Origin of the sequence: Trichococcus sp. K1Tr (assembly GCF_028309625.1) — a bacterium.
Lineage (GTDB): Bacteria > Bacillota > Bacilli > Lactobacillales > Aerococcaceae > Trichococcus.
Map to the genome: position 1 here is coordinate 345,311 of NZ_JAQMHR010000001.1, position 16,747 is coordinate 362,057.

15 protein-coding genes are annotated in these 16,747 nt (G+C 46.0%); all 15 read right to left on the reverse strand.

Going from position 1 to position 16,747, the window contains the following annotated elements; translation table 11 throughout:
* Positions 1–5: 5 nt before the first annotated feature.
* A complete protein-coding gene (locus PH235_RS01585; protein WP_272160729.1) occupies positions 6–713 on the reverse strand; it encodes a DnaD domain-containing protein in 708 nt (235 codons plus the stop codon).
* A gap of 105 nt (positions 714–818) precedes the next feature.
* Complete coding sequence (gene asnS / locus PH235_RS01590) at positions 819–2,102, reverse strand: asparagine--tRNA ligase (protein WP_272161030.1); 1,284 nt, start codon at positions 2,100–2,102, stop codon at positions 819–821.
* 46 nt (positions 2,103–2,148) lie between these two features.
* Positions 2,149–3,339 (reverse strand): pyridoxal phosphate-dependent aminotransferase, encoded by a 1,191-nt coding sequence (locus PH235_RS01595; RefSeq protein ID WP_272160730.1) that lies wholly within the window; start codon positions 3,337–3,339, stop codon positions 2,149–2,151.
* 15 nt (positions 3,340–3,354) lie between these two features.
* The gene (locus PH235_RS01600) at positions 3,355–3,831 is read right to left on the reverse strand and encodes a cell wall elongation regulator TseB-like domain-containing protein (protein ID WP_106448609.1); all 477 of its coding nucleotides are present in this window, start codon (positions 3,829–3,831) and stop codon (positions 3,355–3,357) included.
* 97 nt (positions 3,832–3,928) lie between these two features.
* Positions 3,929–6,676, reverse strand: coding sequence for a helicase C-terminal domain-containing protein (locus PH235_RS01605; protein WP_272160731.1), 2,748 nt, complete (start codon positions 6,674–6,676; stop codon positions 3,929–3,931).
* Between the two features lie 273 nt (positions 6,677–6,949).
* Entirely contained in the window at positions 6,950–7,426 is a 477-nt protein-coding gene (locus PH235_RS01610; RefSeq protein ID WP_272160732.1) for a hypothetical protein, read from the reverse strand.
* Positions 7,427–7,537: 111 nt separating this feature from the next.
* Positions 7,538–9,103 (reverse strand): CCA tRNA nucleotidyltransferase, encoded by a 1,566-nt coding sequence (locus PH235_RS01615; protein ID WP_272160733.1) that lies wholly within the window; start codon positions 9,101–9,103, stop codon positions 7,538–7,540.
* A complete protein-coding gene (gene dapB, locus PH235_RS01620; RefSeq protein ID WP_272160734.1) occupies positions 9,100–9,888 on the reverse strand; it encodes a 4-hydroxy-tetrahydrodipicolinate reductase in 789 nt (262 codons plus the stop codon). The genes PH235_RS01615 and dapB overlap by 4 nt, the downstream gene beginning before the upstream one ends.
* Before the next feature lie 63 nt (positions 9,889–9,951).
* Positions 9,952–10,503 (reverse strand): YpiB family protein, encoded by a 552-nt coding sequence (locus tag PH235_RS01625; RefSeq protein WP_107995371.1) that lies wholly within the window; start codon positions 10,501–10,503, stop codon positions 9,952–9,954.
* Positions 10,504–10,534: 31 nt separating this feature from the next.
* Positions 10,535–11,818 carry a tetratricopeptide repeat protein gene (locus PH235_RS01630; RefSeq protein WP_272160735.1) on the reverse strand — a complete coding sequence of 428 codons (1,284 nt, stop codon included), beginning with the start codon at positions 11,816–11,818 and terminating at the stop codon, positions 10,535–10,537.
* 178 nt (positions 11,819–11,996) lie between these two features.
* A complete protein-coding gene (locus PH235_RS01635) occupies positions 11,997–12,272 on the reverse strand; it encodes an HU family DNA-binding protein (protein ID WP_068560639.1) in 276 nt (91 codons plus the stop codon).
* A 203-nt stretch (positions 12,273–12,475) separates the two neighbouring features.
* Positions 12,476–13,789 carry a ribosome biogenesis GTPase Der gene (der, locus tag PH235_RS01640; RefSeq protein WP_272160736.1) on the reverse strand — a complete coding sequence of 438 codons (1,314 nt, stop codon included), beginning with the start codon at positions 13,787–13,789 and terminating at the stop codon, positions 12,476–12,478.
* Between the two features lie 177 nt (positions 13,790–13,966).
* Positions 13,967–15,229 carry a 30S ribosomal protein S1 gene (gene rpsA, locus PH235_RS01645; protein ID WP_106448617.1) on the reverse strand — a complete coding sequence of 421 codons (1,263 nt, stop codon included), beginning with the start codon at positions 15,227–15,229 and terminating at the stop codon, positions 13,967–13,969.
* Between the two features lie 156 nt (positions 15,230–15,385).
* The gene (gene cmk / locus PH235_RS01650; RefSeq protein ID WP_272161031.1) at positions 15,386–16,081 is read right to left on the reverse strand and encodes a (d)CMP kinase; all 696 of its coding nucleotides are present in this window, start codon (positions 16,079–16,081) and stop codon (positions 15,386–15,388) included.
* 61 nt (positions 16,082–16,142) lie between these two features.
* The gene (locus PH235_RS01655) at positions 16,143–16,739 is read right to left on the reverse strand and encodes a LysM peptidoglycan-binding domain-containing protein (protein ID WP_272160737.1); all 597 of its coding nucleotides are present in this window, start codon (positions 16,737–16,739) and stop codon (positions 16,143–16,145) included.
* Positions 16,740–16,747: the final 8 nt, after the last annotated feature.

Sequence of the window (16,747 nt, forward strand, 5' to 3'; positions counted from 1 at the left end):
CCCACCTATGCGTCCGCGTCAGTGTCCAGCCAATTGTACAGCGGCACTTCCATCGGCGCATCCGTTCTTGCTTTTTCATCGAACTTGTCCTGATTGCTTTGGGGCCGCGTCGATTGCTGCTGGATCAGATCTTTTACGCTCTTGATGTTTTTCTTCTCCCAGGCCAAAAGGATGCGGTCGATGTATTTCAGGCTGTAGACGCGATTCAACACCGCTTCTTTCAAGGCTGATTCGATCAATTCAAGCGGATAGTGGTCCATGTCGATCCAGCTCGCAATGGTCTGCATCTCGATGGGCGATAAGTTCCGCCCGAATTCCTGCTCGAACATGGTCATGATATTCTTACCCTGTTGCTGGATGGGCTGTTTTTTCTCGGAACGTTCCATCAATTGGAAAAGCCGTTGGTAGATCGGATCCAAGGAATAGGAATCCTCCACTTTGCCGGCGAGATCATTTTTCGTCTCCATCAAGATCATCTGCTTCTGCATCAGATTATGCAGCAAAGAAAAGACATCCTTTTCGGCAATGCCCATATTTTCGGCAATCAGTGCCAGATTCGGAAACGGTATGTTCTTATCGATGTAAGCTTTCAGCTGCAGCACAAAGATGAATTCCGTATCCGCAAGCCCGATTCTTTTGTAGTTCTGCAGCAAAAAATTAGGGATCAGCGTCTGCCCCGATTCAATCCATTTGGTTAATTCATTGTATGACATCTTATCAAAAAACTCCTTTGGAAAAACAGAAAGTGGAACAAATAGCTGCTATTTGCCCCACTCCCATTCTGTTGTGATTAAATTCAGATTCGCGAAACGCCCTGGTTAAGGGTAGATTCTGTTCAGTAGACGAGGGAACGGAATCGACTCACGGATGTGTTCGGTTCCGGAGATCCAAGTCACCATTCTTTCGAGTCCCAATCCGAATCCGGAATGAGGCACTGAACCGTATTTGCGTAAATCCAAATACCATGAATAGTCATCTTTGCTCAGCCCGAATTTTTCGATCTGTTCGCTTAGGCGTTGGTAGTCCACTTCACGTTCGCTGCCGCCGATTATTTCTCCGTATCCTTCCGGAGCGATCATATCCGCGCACAGAACGACTTCCGGACGATCCGGATGCTCTTTCATGTAGAAAGGCTTGATCGCTTTCGGGTAATTAAGGATGAATACCGGTCTTTCCGATTGGTTTGCGATAAAGGTTTCATGAGGCGAACCGAAATCATCGCCCCAGACGATATCGTCGAATCCGTTGGCGTTCAATAAGGCCACGGCATCATCATAGCTGATGCGCTCGTACGGCAATTGCGTGTATTTTTTCAGCAATTCCTTGTCGCGCTCCAACGTATCCAAGTAGATATCACAATTGTCCAGCACCGATTGGACCAGATACGCGACATACTTTTCCTGGACTTCCAGACTTTGGTCCTGATGCATGAAAGCCATTTCCGGCTCCATCATCCAGAATTCGATCAGATGGCGGCGCGTCTTCGATTTTTCGGCACGGAATGTCGGGCCGAATGAAAATACTTTTCCGAAGGCCATCGCTGCCGCTTCCATGTACAACTGGCCACTCTGGGACAAGTATGCTTCCTCATCGAAATACTTGGTGTGGAACAGCTCGGTCGTCCCTTCAGGTGCGCTGCCGGTCAGAATCGGCGGATCGACCTTGATGAAGCCTTCTTGATTGAAGAATTCGTAAGTGGCGCGGATGATTTCGTTCCGAATCTTCATGATGGCGTGCTGTCTGGATGAACGCAGCCAGAGATGACGATGGTCCATCAGGAAATCTGTCCCGTGCTCTTTAGGTGTGATCGGATAATCTTGGCTTTCTCCCAACACTTCGATACCGGTGACGAGCAATTCGTAACCAAGCTTCGAACGGGTATCTTCTTGGATGATCCCTTTGACGATCAAAGAAGTTTCTTGCGTCAGCGATTTTGCGACGTCAAACAACTCTTCTCCGACATCATTTTTCATAACGATGCCTTGGAAATAATGAGCGCCGTCACGTAATTGCAGAAAGGCGATCTTTCCGCTGCTTCTTTTGTTGGTTACCCAAGCACCAATGGAAATCTCCTGCCCTAAATATTCTTTCGCTTGATCCATTGTGATAAGTGTCAATCTAGTCTACCCCTTTTTCCACAAAAAAAGTTTATTTTTTATGGGTTTCGATAAATTTTTTGATGCGGTCTACTGCTTCTGCGAGTAGTTCTTCTCTGACAGTATAACTTATTCTGGCGTAATCAGGGTATCCAAAACCATCGCCTGAAACCAAAGCGACATTAGCCTCTTCGATCAGAGCCAGCGTAAAGTCTTTCACTTCCTCAAAACCGCACATCTCGGCGGCTTCCTTCACATTCGGGAACAGGTAGAAGGCTCCTTGAGGTTTCGTTACCTTGAAACCAGGAATGCTTGCTACAAGCGGATAGAAAAAATTCAGTCGCGCTTCGAGTGCTGCACGCATTTCCTCAACAAAATCCTGCGGTCCGGTCAAAGCAGCCAGTGCGCCATATTGGCTCGGTCCGGCAGGATTGCTTGTCGAATGGCTGGACAGTTCAATCATTTTGCTGATGATTTCTACATTTCCGATTGCATACCCGATTCTCCAGCCTGTCATTGCGTAGGTTTTGGAAATTCCGTTGATGATGATCGTTTGGTTCTTGATTTCTTCTGAAAGTGAAGCGATTGAGATGGCTTTATTCCCGTTATAAGTCAGTCGGTAGTATATTTCATCGGCAATGATCAGGACATCGTGTTCAACCGCCCACTCGCCGATCGCCTTCAATTCTTCAGGCGTATAGATCATACCGGTAGGGTTCGACGGCGAATTCAAGAGCAAAGCAACCGTTTTTTCGGTGCGATGTTTTTCCAGGTCTTCCACAGTCAGTTTAAAGCCTTTTTCAGGCGCTGTTTCGACAAGCACGTTGACGCCACCCGCCAATTTGATTTGCTCCGTATAGCTCACCCAGTACGGCGCAGGGACGATGACTTCATCTCCGGGATTAAGAATGACCTGGAATAACGCAAACAAAGCATTTTTGGCACCTTCAGTCACGATGACTTGATTGACGGCGAAAGTGACTCCGTCATATTTCTGATGATAATCCACAATCGCTTGACGCAATGGCAGGATACCGGCAGTCGGGGTGTAGTGGTTTGCTTTGTTTGATTGGATCGCCTCTACTGCAGCATTCAGAATAGAAACGTGCGTATCGAAGTCCGGTTCCCCTACGGTCAAGTTCAGGACATCCTTCCCTTGCGCTTTCATGACGTTGACTTTAGCTGATGTCGCCAATGTCGGGGATTCGCTTATTTTTTTCATTCTCTCAGAAATTTTTACCATCTCAATCACTCCAATTTATATATTTTCTATATCTTTGAGCCATTTACCAGAAATAGCGGATATCAAATAGTAACCAATCGTATCATTTGCATTTTTGTAGGTGACTTCCCAAACCGGTTCTTCGTTCTCTATCCCCAGTCTTGCCTCCAGAATCCGTTCAGGGTTCTTGTCCGCCTGAGTGATTGACTTGGCTTCACTTTCGGTGATGACTTCCGCCGTATTCAGGATAGTGGTTTCACCGCCGTCTTTCTTGATGATGACATACAATTCTTCGTTGTTGTCATCGATGCCAGCCAGTGTGAAATACGTCTCCGATCCATTGTACCAATAAAAATCCTGGACTTTTTGGATATTGGCGTTCGTTTCCGCAATGGCGGTTGCTTCTTTTTCCGCTTGCAACATCGGCTGCTGGCTTCGGTAAAATATCGTGTAGGAGCTGACGATCATCAGGAAAAGAAGCACAATCGTCCCAACAATGACATTCTTCTTCACATCTTCCACTTCCTTATCTTTGGGTGAAATTTAATCGCAATCTCACCTAATTGTTAATGATACCTTAAACTTCATGCTGATGGAATATCCCGCCGCATTATTTTTTCAGAAATTCTTGAATTTCCACATTTATTTTTGCTTGATCGGCTACTTTTATCCCTACGCCCTCCGGAAGCATCTGTTGCATCCGTTTGGAATAAGTGCTTTTGATCAATCTGTCGTCCAGGCAAATGACGACACCTTTCGTATTTCTGGAGCGGACGAGCCTGCCTACCCCCTGTTTCAGGCGAATCATCGCTCGCGGAAGAAACTCTTCATAGAATGCCTTCTTGCCTTTATCCTGGTGAAAAGCTTGGAAGGCGGCATTTTCCGGACGATGCGGCGGGTCGAAAGGCAGCCTGGTGATCACCAGGATTTCAACGGCTTGATCGGAAAAGTCGATGCCTTCCCAGTAAGAAGCAGAGCCAAGCAAAATCGCAGCCTCGGCTGACATGAAACGATTGTGCATCCTTCTCCGGCTGCCCGAGAAACCTTGAGCGAGTATTTCCGTTCCCGGGAATCCGGAAGAGACAGCATTTTTGAGCTGGTTATGGACTTCCTCCAGCAAGCGGTTGGATGTGAACAGAACCAAAGCTTTGCCTTGTTGCGGGAGTACGATTTCCTGTAGCGTCGAAACAATCTGTCTGGCTGCTTGTTTTTCATCCAATGAGGTGATGGCAGTAATGTCTGTCGGAAGGAAGACCCGCAAGCGTTCGCTCAACTTGTAGGGTGAAGCAAAATACGCTTCCTGCAATTCGGCTTCGCCGATTTTGTTTTTGAAATAGTCGAGCGAGCCATCCACCCGGAGCGTCGAACTCAAATAAACGGTTCTGTTGAATCGCTCTTTTATTTTGGAATGGATTTCTTCCGAAAAGTCGATCTGGTTGATTTCAATCGCCAACGAAAGCAGGTCATTATCCCACGTGTAGTGCAGCACATGATACGTGCCTGCGCGCTCTTCAGAAAAATAGTGCAGGTTGATTTGGACCGCATCCAAGTCATCCAGCAGCGCCTTTGCGCGCGGACCCATAACCGGATCATTCCTCAATCCGGCTTTATCCAGGCAACGCATGGCGGCAAGCCTAGTCTCCTGTATGTATTGGAACATTTTCTTGAAGATTTTCTTCAGGCCGTTTTCAACCAGAAAATTCTCATCAAGAAAAACTTCACCCTTTTCCCCCACCTCATGGATTAGGGAACGCATCAATACTTCTTCTGAATGGGCACATTCCTGCTGCAATTGATCGATTGCGAATTCGAGGTTGAACAAATCATAGTCCAAGGAATCGCCATTCGGATCCTTCTCTATCGCCTCGCGATAATCACGCAGGAAGTAGCCGAAGCGCTTCAATCGCCGTTTCAGGATGGATAGGGCCACACTTTTCTTGTGCGCTTCCTGATAGACGCGCGGGAACTGATGCGCCTCATCGAGGATCAGGTTTATGGATTCGCAATGCTCAAAAATAGCCAAATCATCGAGGTGATGACTCAAAAAGGAATGGTTCGTGACGATCAGACTGGATTGTTCCGCTTTCTTGTTGTTGAAGGCAAAGAAATCATCGTCTGCCCACTTCCCTTTCAACGGGGGCTCGTGGCTTTCGAAGGTCAGCTTTTCCCAGAGGAAATCAAAGTTCTGCGCCTGGCTCAATTCGCTGATATCACCGGTTTCTGTCTCGGTCAACCAGACATAGATGCTCATCATGATCAAGGATTCTTTTTTGGTGAGGGCTTCCAGGGTCAATGCGGCCAACTTCTCCAGATGGACAATGTTCGTCTTCCCTTTCAATGAGCTTACCTGCAGCTCGAACGGCAGCATTTTGCGCAACCGGGTCATCTCGTTGTCCATGATCTGTTCCTGCAAAAGGAGCGTGGAGGTGCTGATAAGGACTTTGTTTGCGGGCGTTGCCTGATAAGCGGCAGGCAACAGATAGGCCAAAGTCTTCCCGATGCCCGGCGCAGCCTCGATTGCCAGATTTTGGGAAGTTTCGGCTTGGTGGAAGTCAAAAAGCGATTGCATCATCTCGATCTGCTCCGAACGGATTTCCAAACCGTGATTGCCCATCAGGCTTTTGGCCACTTCCGAGAAGTCGGAAATTTCTTTCTCCCTGTAAGCAGTCTGCTCCAAGCGTATGTCCTTTTCCTTCAGCGCCAACCCATTTTTGACGTAGATTTTCTGCGGAAGGGGCGAGCGCATCTCTTTGGCGGTCTCATAGCTTTCATAGAAAAAGGAATCGTTGTCCACTTGACAGTGCGCCGACAAGAAATTCAATTTTTCCAGCGTGACCAACGGCAAGTTGTTGGCCTTCTCCTTCAATTGGAGGAAAAGTTCCGCAGTTGCATGCGCATCGCTTGCGGCATCATGGGCACTGTCATGCGTCAGAACGAAGTGGCTTGATAAATCGCCCAACCGATAACTGGATAAGGTCGGATACAGGATTTTCGTCAACTCCACCGTGTCCATCGCGCGCAGCGAAAGCGGCGGCATGCCGACTACATGAAAGGAATTGTCCAAAAAATGGTAATCGAAATGCACGTTATGCGCCACAAAAATGCAGCCTTCCAGCGTGTTATAGATGAAATCGCAGACGTCCTCAAAATAGGGCGCCTCCTTGACGTCCTTATTCCTGATTCCTGTCAACTTCTCGATGACATCCGGTATTTTCCTGCCTGGATTGATGGTTATATTGATTTCCTGAACTATTTTGCCGGCCTGAAGCAAGGTACACCCGAATTGAATGATCCGATCCCCTCGCTTGAAGCTGGATCCCGTTGTCTCAAGATCGACAATGGCATAGGTTTTCTTCATAAAAACAATCTCCTAAATAAACAGAAGCTTCTCCTGTTCCGGTATTTCTTTCTGCAAGACTTTCCCTGAAAATATCTCATAAAAACAGGAGCCTCTCCGATCAAACTGTGCATTGTGTGCAGCTGAACTCATTATATCCTATGTCGTGGCTATTGTTACCGTAAAATCGATAATAATCGGATTTTTTTGATGGCTTGGAGGGATAGGTCGCCTACCCGGCATCACAAAAATGGACCCTCGCTTTATCAGCAAGGGCCCATTTTTTAAGATCCATTAAACGATGTCAGGATAAATATCCTTCACATTTTTATCCGGATCGATTACGATATATAATTTGTTTTCGGATGAAACGAATGAAGATTGATGTTCATTGTCGAATCCATCGGTATCCGTAGCTTTATATGGGAAGTAGATACGGTCCACTTCCACAATGACGTCGGATTTTGGGTGATCCTCATCTTGATACAGGATATCCATTTTTTCGATGTCTTGATGGCTCGCAACGCGATCGAACATGCCTTGCTCAAGCCCGCCCAAGTTGATGTCGCTCGTATTGACGTGATCCGCTTCTTGGTTAATTTCGATACGCAAAGATTCGCAAGGGTGGATTTCTTGGAAATCACTGTTTCCGATTCGGCCGTAGCTCGTTGTGACTTGTTTGATCCATAGATCTCCGATATATTCACGCTTGATCGTCCATGTTTCGCCGTTTCTAAAAATAAATCTCAAACCTGTCATTACTTTTTTCATCGAAATCACTCCTGATATATTTACTTTTTGAATATGTAACTATTTTATCATATTTTTTTAAAAGTAGGTACCAATACACTTCCGATGAGGGAAGAAAAGTAAGCTGAGCTGCTACAGACTAGCCATGAATTCATTTGCGTTGACGACTGCCCTTGTGTGCTTCGCCGATGCGATTTCATGACCTTCCGAATGGACTGAGCACTCAAAGAAATATTTGTTTCCTCTGTGTTCCGTCACCCTGACCGTCACCGTTATTTCTGCGTGGATGGGAGAGCCTTTTTTATGATGCAGATCGCAGTGTATCCCGACTGTTGTGTCGCCTTCGGAAAGATGCTCCTTAACGATTCCCATGCAGGCATTTTCGATCATGGCCAGCAATGCCGGCGTTGCCAGAACCGGCAACGTGCCCGAACCGATTTCGGAAGCCAAATCTTTTTGCCCGACGGTATAAACGGCTGCGAATGTCTCATCCAAATAAATCATCCTTCTTTTCATAATGAAATCCCGTAGCGCGGGGTGACTATTCTCCAGTTTGTTTGCCAGGACCAGCGTTTTCAATTCTTCAAATATCTCGCCCACGAAAGGACCGCCACGCTGGATGCCCAGCAAAGACAGCAGTTCTTTTCCGTCCAAGGCCAAGTCTTTCAGCGTATGGATCGGCATGGACTCATTCAATTCGATCAAATTTTCGCTCTGGTTCGGCAAACCGAATCCTTCGATGATGGCTTCTATCTGCATGGCGATTTCGATCCCTGTTTCGAACAGGAGTGGATAGTCCCAGAATTGCTGCAGGCGTTTGTTGAGTGCCTGCACGCCTATGCGTATATCCATGATTTCCTTGCGGGAACACTTCCATTGGCGCAAAAATGGCTCGATCGCTTCGTCCTTCAGATCAAGGAAATGGATCAATACAGTCCAGGCGATCGTCGTCCCTTTGAATTGCAGCGGAAACAGGGCCAAGTCGATCAATGCCTTTTCCCGATTTTGGAAGCCGGGACACATCTGGAATAAACGTGTTTCGACAAAAAATTTGATTCCGCCCTTGCGGTTCCTACCGATCAGAAGCTTGTTCCACTCTTCGCGCACGCGCTCTACCGCGATTTTTGAAAGGAGCGGATGGTACTCAATGATGGCTTCCTTCGTCGCTTGTTCGATTTCAAAATCCAACTGACTGACAAACCTGGCTGCGCGCATCATGCGCAAGGCGTCTTCCCTGAAGCGTTCTTCCGGATTGCCGACTGCCCGAATCAATTTGTTCGCCAAGTCCTCCTGCCCGTTGAAGTAATCTTTGATGTTCCCGTTGCGGTCGATCGCAATCGCATTGATCGTAAAGTCGCGCCTTTTCAGGTCGTCCTGCAGACTGCGCACATACTGGACTTTCTCTGGCCTGCGGAACTTCTCATACTTTGATTCTGTCCGAAAAGTTGTTATTTCGTATGTCTCACGCTCATGTAAAACCATCACCGTTCCATGTTGGATGCCTACATCAAAAGTGATCGGGAATATCCGCTGAATTTCTTCAGGCATGGCGCTCGATGCGATGTCGACATCCGAAATATCCAGATGCAGCAGCGTATCGCGCACACTTCCCCCAACAAAGTAGGCTTCATATCCAGCCCGTTCGATGGCTTCGATGATCGGTATCGCTTTTTGAAATTCCGGTGCGTTTATGATCATAGGAAGTTTTCCAATCCATAGATCAGACGATCGATTTCCATTACTTTTCTGCAGGAAAGGGCTACACCGTTCATGAAAGAGTCGCGGTCATATGAGTCGTGGCGGATGATCAACCCTTCCCCGGCACTGCCGAATTGCACTTGCTGGTGCGCGACCAGGCCAGGCAGGCGGACACTGTGGATTTTCATGCCGTGGTAATCTGCCCCTCTTGCGCCTTCGATCAATTCTTTCTCTTCCGGATGCCCTTGTGGATGGTCGCCTCTGACTTCGTAAATCAATTCGGCTGTTTTGATGGCTGTGCCGCTTGGCGCATCCAATTTGTTCTCATGATGCAATTCCATGATTTCCACATCCGGGAAATATTTCGCTGCTTTTGCTGCGAATTCCATCATCAATACGGCACCGATCGCAAAATTCGGGGCAATCAAGCCGCCCAGACCCAGCTCTTTAGAGTAGTTGGTCAATTCTTCAAGTTGCTCGCTGGAAAAGCCGGTCGTGCCGATTACGGGGCGCATGCCGTTTTCAAGCGCGAAACGCGTGTTGTCATAGGCTGCATCCGGTCTTGAGAAATCGATCCAAACATCCGCGTCAACTTCCTTGACGAGCGTCGCTTTGTCGCTGAACACTTTCACAAGATGGCCGGCGTATTGCGGCAATTCATCCAGCTGTTTCTCTGTCGCGAAAGGATCGTATACAGCCGCCAAAATAAAGTCTTCCTGACGCAAGACCATATTTGTGCAGGCAGTCCCCATTTTACCTTTAAATCCCGAAACTACTATTTTCATTCTACACGTTCCCTTCCGTTTAACGCCGCTGGCACGCATGTTCCGCACCCTATCCGCGTTTTATCAGATCATATTTTTTTCTTCCAACTCTTTTAATTCTTTCGTGAACTTCCTGAAGCTGGTTTCATCATATTGGATCAGCGCGATATCGATCTGTTTTTTCAAATAATGGATGCGATCCTTCACCGCCAACTTTTCCAATGATTTTTCTACGATTTCTTCCAGATCCTTATCGAAAATTTCGGAGTCTTGGAGGTACGGATTGTCCTCCAGAACACCAAAAAACGAAAGGACTTGGTAGGATTGATCAAAGAACAACTCCAGATAAAAATCCTCTTTCCAATTCAAGCGCAGATCATGGAATGCCTGCTCCGGATCTTCGAATGTCTTCCCGTCTTTATAGTACATGAAGGCATCTTTCGGATTTCCGACTACGGCAAACCCCATTCCTCTGTTCGTTGTATGGACTTCCTCAATCAGATGGATATTCTTCAACAAAATCTCATGATTGAGCAGATAATTGAGTATCCAAAGGGACTCTCTGCGCTTCAATTGATAATTCTGAATAAACCAAGAAATAAAATTTTTTTTCTCCTCCAAAGTAGGATTCATCATTTTAAAACCTCCTATCCGATGGGATGGTGACTTATTGATCTGTATCGTGCAGATCATCATGGAGTTGAAGCAACTCAGTGTTGGCCGGATAAAGAGCCAATCCTTGGTGGATGACCTCACTCAATTTTTCCCAATTGCCTTCTTCTCTCAAGAATGCTGCATATTCCAGTAAAAACGACTCATTATCGGCAAAATGCGGATAAGCCGCCATGTATTCTTTGTTTGCCGAGTCAAAGTCCTCCAAGGCATTATGGCTGGCTGCCAGCAACCAATTGTATTGCGGATCGTTGTCTTCCTGCTCTGCCCGGTCTGCAATCAAAGCAATCAATTCCTCGAACCTTTCTTGTTTCAGCAACAAGTTGCCCAGGGCCAAATGGATGCTGGCAAGATCCGGTTCAAGCGCTGCGGCTTCGCGCAAATTACGTTCCGCATCCTGCTCCCTGTTCAGTTTCAATTGCAGTTTGGCCGCTGTCGTATAAAATTCATGCTGGTAAGGATTCCGCAGGATGGCCTGCTCCATCACCGCAAGCGCTTCTTCCAACTCCAATTCAGCCTCAAGTGCATTCGCCAAATACAGATATGCGCTCAGGTAAGCATTGTCCGCTTCGAGTAATTTATTAAAAATGGTGATGGCGCGCGCATATTCCTTAAGTTGGAAATAGGTGAAGCCGAGTTGGAAATAACTGTCCGGGAAATGTTCATCGGCCGGAATTTTTTCCAGATACTGCAGGGCTGTCTCGAACGCACCGATGGCATTGTGACAGTCGCCCAGGAAAAAATTCAGCTGCGTTGCGGATGCGATTTCGCCGTTTCCGTATGAAAGTTCTTCATAGATTGGGATCGCCTTCTTGTACTCCCCGATCGAATGGTAAAGCTGCGCCAACGCATAATCCAGGATGGGTTCATCCGGCAACAGCGCCATTGCTTCAAAAATTTTCTTTTCGCTGACTTCGTACAGTCCCTGCACTTGATAAGCATCAGCCATCGTCAATAAAGCCTGAGGATACACGTCACTTTCTTTATCGATCGTTAGGAGGATATCCAAAGCTTGATCGTAATCGTCTTCGTCGATGGCGATTTCTGCCAAGGCGATATTCCACTCCTGTATATGCGGGGCAAGGTAATTCAATGCTCCATATGCCTCTTTTGCTTCACTCAAGAAGCCCAAGGCATGCATCGTTTCTGCCAATTCGGCCAAATCAGCGCTGTTGTTCTCCAGGACGGATTGCTCAACTGATTGTTTGAACAGTTGGACAGCCGCATCCAAATCATTCTTTTGAATGGCTTCTATCATTGCATGTGCTTCATTATTCATTCGTCTACTGCTCCTTCAAATACACTCTGCTTGCTGGTGCTCTTCCTTTATATTTTATCATAAAGTTCAGCATCTGTATCTATTTGTTCCTCAGGCTTTTCTCCGTCAAGGACGCACTCATCAATGTAAAAAAAAATAAAGCTGAAGCCCCGTAAGGCCCCAACTTCATTTTTACTGATTATTTAACTGCATCTTTCAATGCTTTACCTGGTTTGAATGCAGGGATTTTGCTTGCTTCGATTTGGATTTCTTCCCCAGTTTGAGGATTGCGTCCTTTACGAGCTGCACGATCACGAACTTCAAAATTACCAAAACCGATGACTTGAACTTTTTCACCGTCTTTTAATGCTTCTTGAATCACTTCAAATAATGCATCAACGCTTGCTGTAACATCCTTTTTAGTCAAGTTTGTTTTTCCAGCAACTCTTTCGATTAATTCAGCTTTGTTTGCCATGTTGTCCTTTCACCTCCTTTAAAGAAGAAGAATACATGCTTTCTTTGATAACACAACAAAACATGGAATAACTATCTTTGAGTGGTCCAAAAATAGTTCTGAAATACCGCAGTCAAGTTGAAAAGATATTTCTAATAAAGAATATCACACAAACCGTGCTACTGCAACGATTATAGTGGATTTAATGCCTTCGGGAAGGTAATTTATTTTTTTTGTCGGGCAATCAAATGGAATGGTGTCCCTTCGAAATCAAACGAATCCCGAATTCTATTTTCAAGGAAACGCTCATAAGAGAAATGCAGCAATTCCGGGTCGTTGACAAAAACAACAAATGTCGGCGGTTTTACGGCCACTTGCGTCATGTAGTATATCTTCAAACGACGGCCTTTGTCGGATGGCGTCGGATTATGCGCGACAGCATCCATCAGGACATCATTCAACAAGGATGAGGAGATACGACGGTTTTGATTTTCGCTGATTTCCTTGATTTTAGCAGGAATATTGGACAATCGCTGTTTCGTTACCGCGGAAACATACATGATAGGAGCATAAGAAAGATACTGGAATTCTTTGCGGATTTTGTCCTCGAATTCCTTCATTGTATGATTGTCTTTTTCCAAGGTGTCCCATTTGTTCACGAGAATGATGATCCCTTTGCCTGCTTCATGCGCATATCCGGCAACCTTTTTGTCCTGCTCTTGGATGCCCTCTTCCGCATTCAGCACGACCATAACGATATCCGAACGCTCGATGGCACGGATGGCACGCATGACGCTGTATTTTTCCGTGGATTCGTAGACTTTGCCTTTTTTGCGGATTCCGGCTGTATCGATCATCCGGAATTTTGCACCTTCATCATCAACGAACATCGTATCGATAGCATCGCGGGTTGTGCCTGCAATATCCGATACGATTACGCGTTCTTCTCCCAAAATGGCATTCACCAAGGAAGATTTGCCTACGTTAGGACGGCCGATAAAGCTGAAGTTGATGATGCCTTCTTCTTCCGCATTCTCTTCTTCTGATGGGAAATTCGCTACAACCGCATCAAGCAGGTCTCCAAGGCCTAAGCCGTGGCTTCCTGAAACAGGATAGGGTTCGCCTAATCCCAGACTGTAAAAATCGAATATTTCGGCGCGCATTTCCGGATTATCCACTTTGTTTACCGCCAATATGACAGGTTTATCGGATTGGTATAGGATTCTTGCGACGTTTTCATCTGCATCCGTCACACCTTCTCTGACGCATGTCAAAAAGATGATGACATCGGCTTCCTCGATCGCCACTTGCGCCTGCAATTTGATTTGGCTCATAAAAGGCTCATCCGTGATATCGATTCCGCCGGTATCGATGATGTTGAATGTTTTGCCCAACCATTCTCCTTTTGCATAAATTCTGTCGCGTGTGACACCTGAGACATCATCGACTATGGAAATTCTCTCTCCTGCCAGTCTATTGAATATTGTTGATTTTCCTACGTTTGGTCTGCCTACTATGGCTACTACTGGATTTGGCATCTAACCTCCGCCTTTCTTTTCCTCTACAACACAAAACTTTTTGGGTATTTGCTCACTGTGTATGGTTTTCTCAATGTTTTCGTCCATGTCAGTTATAACACACATCTGTTAATAATAACAACAAAAAAAGGGCATGGATGGAATTCCATGCCCTCACATGTTCATTTTCCTTGCTGATTAGGCTTCAGAATCGTCTTTCAAACCTGAAAGCTTGTCGCCTAATAAATCTGCTAATGTGAAGTTTCCGTCTGAATCGTCAGCAACATATTCTTCGGTTTTCTTCTCTTTTTTCTCTCTTTTCTCTTCAGCTGCAGGTGCCTCATTCGCAGCTTTTTCTTCCAAAGCCTTGATGCTTAAAGATAGGCGTTGCTCATCTTCTTTAGCATCCAACACTTTGACTTGGATTTCTTGGCCTTCTTGCAGCACTTCATGCGGAGTCGCAATGTGTTGATGGGAAATTTGGGAAATGTGCACCAAACCTTCAACGCCAGGGAAAACTTCCACAAATGCACCGAAGCTTGTCAAACGTTTGACAACACCAGTCAATACAGCTCCGATCGGTGCTTTTTCAGCAATCGCATTCCAAGGACCAGCCAATGTGTCTTTGATGCTTAAGGATACACGGCCATTTTCTTTGTCGATGGACAAAATTTTGACTTTGACGGATTGGCCGATCGCCAAAACGTCTCCCGGATTTTTCACATGCTCGTGGGCAATTTGAGAGATGTGGACTAAACCATCCACGCCGCCTAAATCGACGAATGCACCGAAGTTGGTCAGACGAGCGACAGTTCCTTCGACAATGTCTCCGGCTACCAATTCGTCCATCAATTTGCCTTTATTGGCTTCTTTTTCTGTTTCCACAACTGCTTTATGTGATAAAATCAGGCGGTTTTCGCTAGGTTCAAGTTCAACGATCTTGAAGGTCATTACTTTGCCTTTATAAGAACTGAAGTCTTCCACAAAATGGTCTTCTACCATTGAAGCCGGAACAAAACCTCTCACGCCGACATCCACGACCAATCCGCCTTTAACGACGTCTTTGACTGGCGCTTCGATGATTTCGTTGTTTTCGAATTTATCTTGGATATCTTTCCAAACGATTTTAGCATCAACGCGACGCTTCGAAAGTAAAAAGCTTCCATTTTCTTTATCTTTGATCTGTTTTATGACAACCAAATCCACAACGTCACCTACGTTTAGGATTTCTGTAACTTCATCGAATGGTTTTGCAGATAATTCGTTGTAAGGAATGACTCCTTCAACCCCACCCCCAATGATTCCTACGATGGCTTGTCTATCTTGGATGCTTAAAACTTCCCCCTTGACAGTATCGCCCACCTCAATGGATAATGCTTCATCCAACACATCTTGCATAGTCTGCTCAACATTATTGGACTCTTCTTCATTTAACTCTGGGTTTTCAATGTAATCTGACATGTAACTATTCCTCCTAAAAGTCTGCGGCAACCGATTGGCTAGTTCCCTTAACTCCTCGCCTTACGGCTAAGAAATTAATCCTTGACTCTATATTTTTGAAAGCGTAATACTTCATACAATCATTCTAACATCTTTGCTTAAAATCGTCTAGTATTGTTAATCCAATGTTTGTAAGGGTTTTAGGTTCGCTTCGATAATGCCGAGAATCCTCTTCACCACTTCGTCGATCTCCAGATGCGTTGAGTCCAAAACGATGGCATCATCCGCTTTTTTTAACGGTGAAATCGTCCGGGTGCTGTCCAAATGGTCGCGGCGCTTCATGTCTTCCGTCAACTCTTCCAAGGAAGTGGTCATACCCTTCGCCATGTTTTCTTTGTAGCGGCGCAACGCTCTTTCTTCGGCTGTGGCTGTCATGAATATCTTGACCTCAGCATCAGGCAACACGACAGTCCCGATGTCCCGTCCATCCATAACGACGCCGCCGGACCGTGCGATGCTTTTCTGGCGGGCAACCATCTCTTCACGCACTTTCGCAAACGACGAAACCAGCGAGACGTTTTGGGTCACTTGCTCCGATCTGATTGATTCGGTCACGTCCTCCTCATTCAGGAAAACACGTTGCATTTCGTTTTCGGCAGTCGAAAAGGTTATCCTGATTCCTTGCAACAACTTATGCAATGCCTCTTCATCATGAAGATCGCTTCCGTTGGATAAAGCCGCATAAGTCAACGTTCGGTACATCGCGCCTGTGTCCAGATAGATGTATCCCAACTTTTCCGCAACTTTTTTCGCGATGGTACTTTTTCCTGCCGATGCTGGACCATCGATGGCAATATTCATTTTTTTCACAATAAACCTCCGACTTCGTTCTGTTCGATTTCATTGAAAAAGCCGCCTTGTCAGACGGCTTTCGCTATTTAACTTTCAATGCCATACCGATTTGTGCTTCAGTGCTGCTCAACCCGTTGGCCTGCATCAATTCATCCAATGTCATCCCATGGTTCAGAGCGATCCGGTATAGGTTGTCGCCCGCTTGGATGGTGTATGAATTATTGTATACCCCGGTAGCCGTTTCCGGTTCTTCAACTGTTTCAACCGGTGTTTCGACCACTACAGGCGCTGCGCTCGAACTTGGTGTTTCCGCAATCGAAGATTCGGGCTCCACTGTGCTCTCCACAACTTCGCTCGACACTTCTTCTGAGGTCTCTTCGGAAGACGCTTCTTCACTGCTTTCGACACTGGAGCTGGCCACTCGTTTGTTGATCATCACTTGTTCAGCACTCTTGGGTGCGGGAGTATTTTGATTCTGTTTATTAAAATAGATGGTTGCAAAAGGAATAATCAGAATAGCCAAAAAGAGAAACAGCAATACTTTTAATAGAGGTGCTACTTCTTTATTTTTTGTATTTCTGGCCGAACGTGAATACTGCCGGCTCTTCAGATTTTCATCTTCGCCGAATTTACGTGACCATGGCTCTCCATTATTGCGATTGCGATTCTTTTTATCCATTCGGGTTC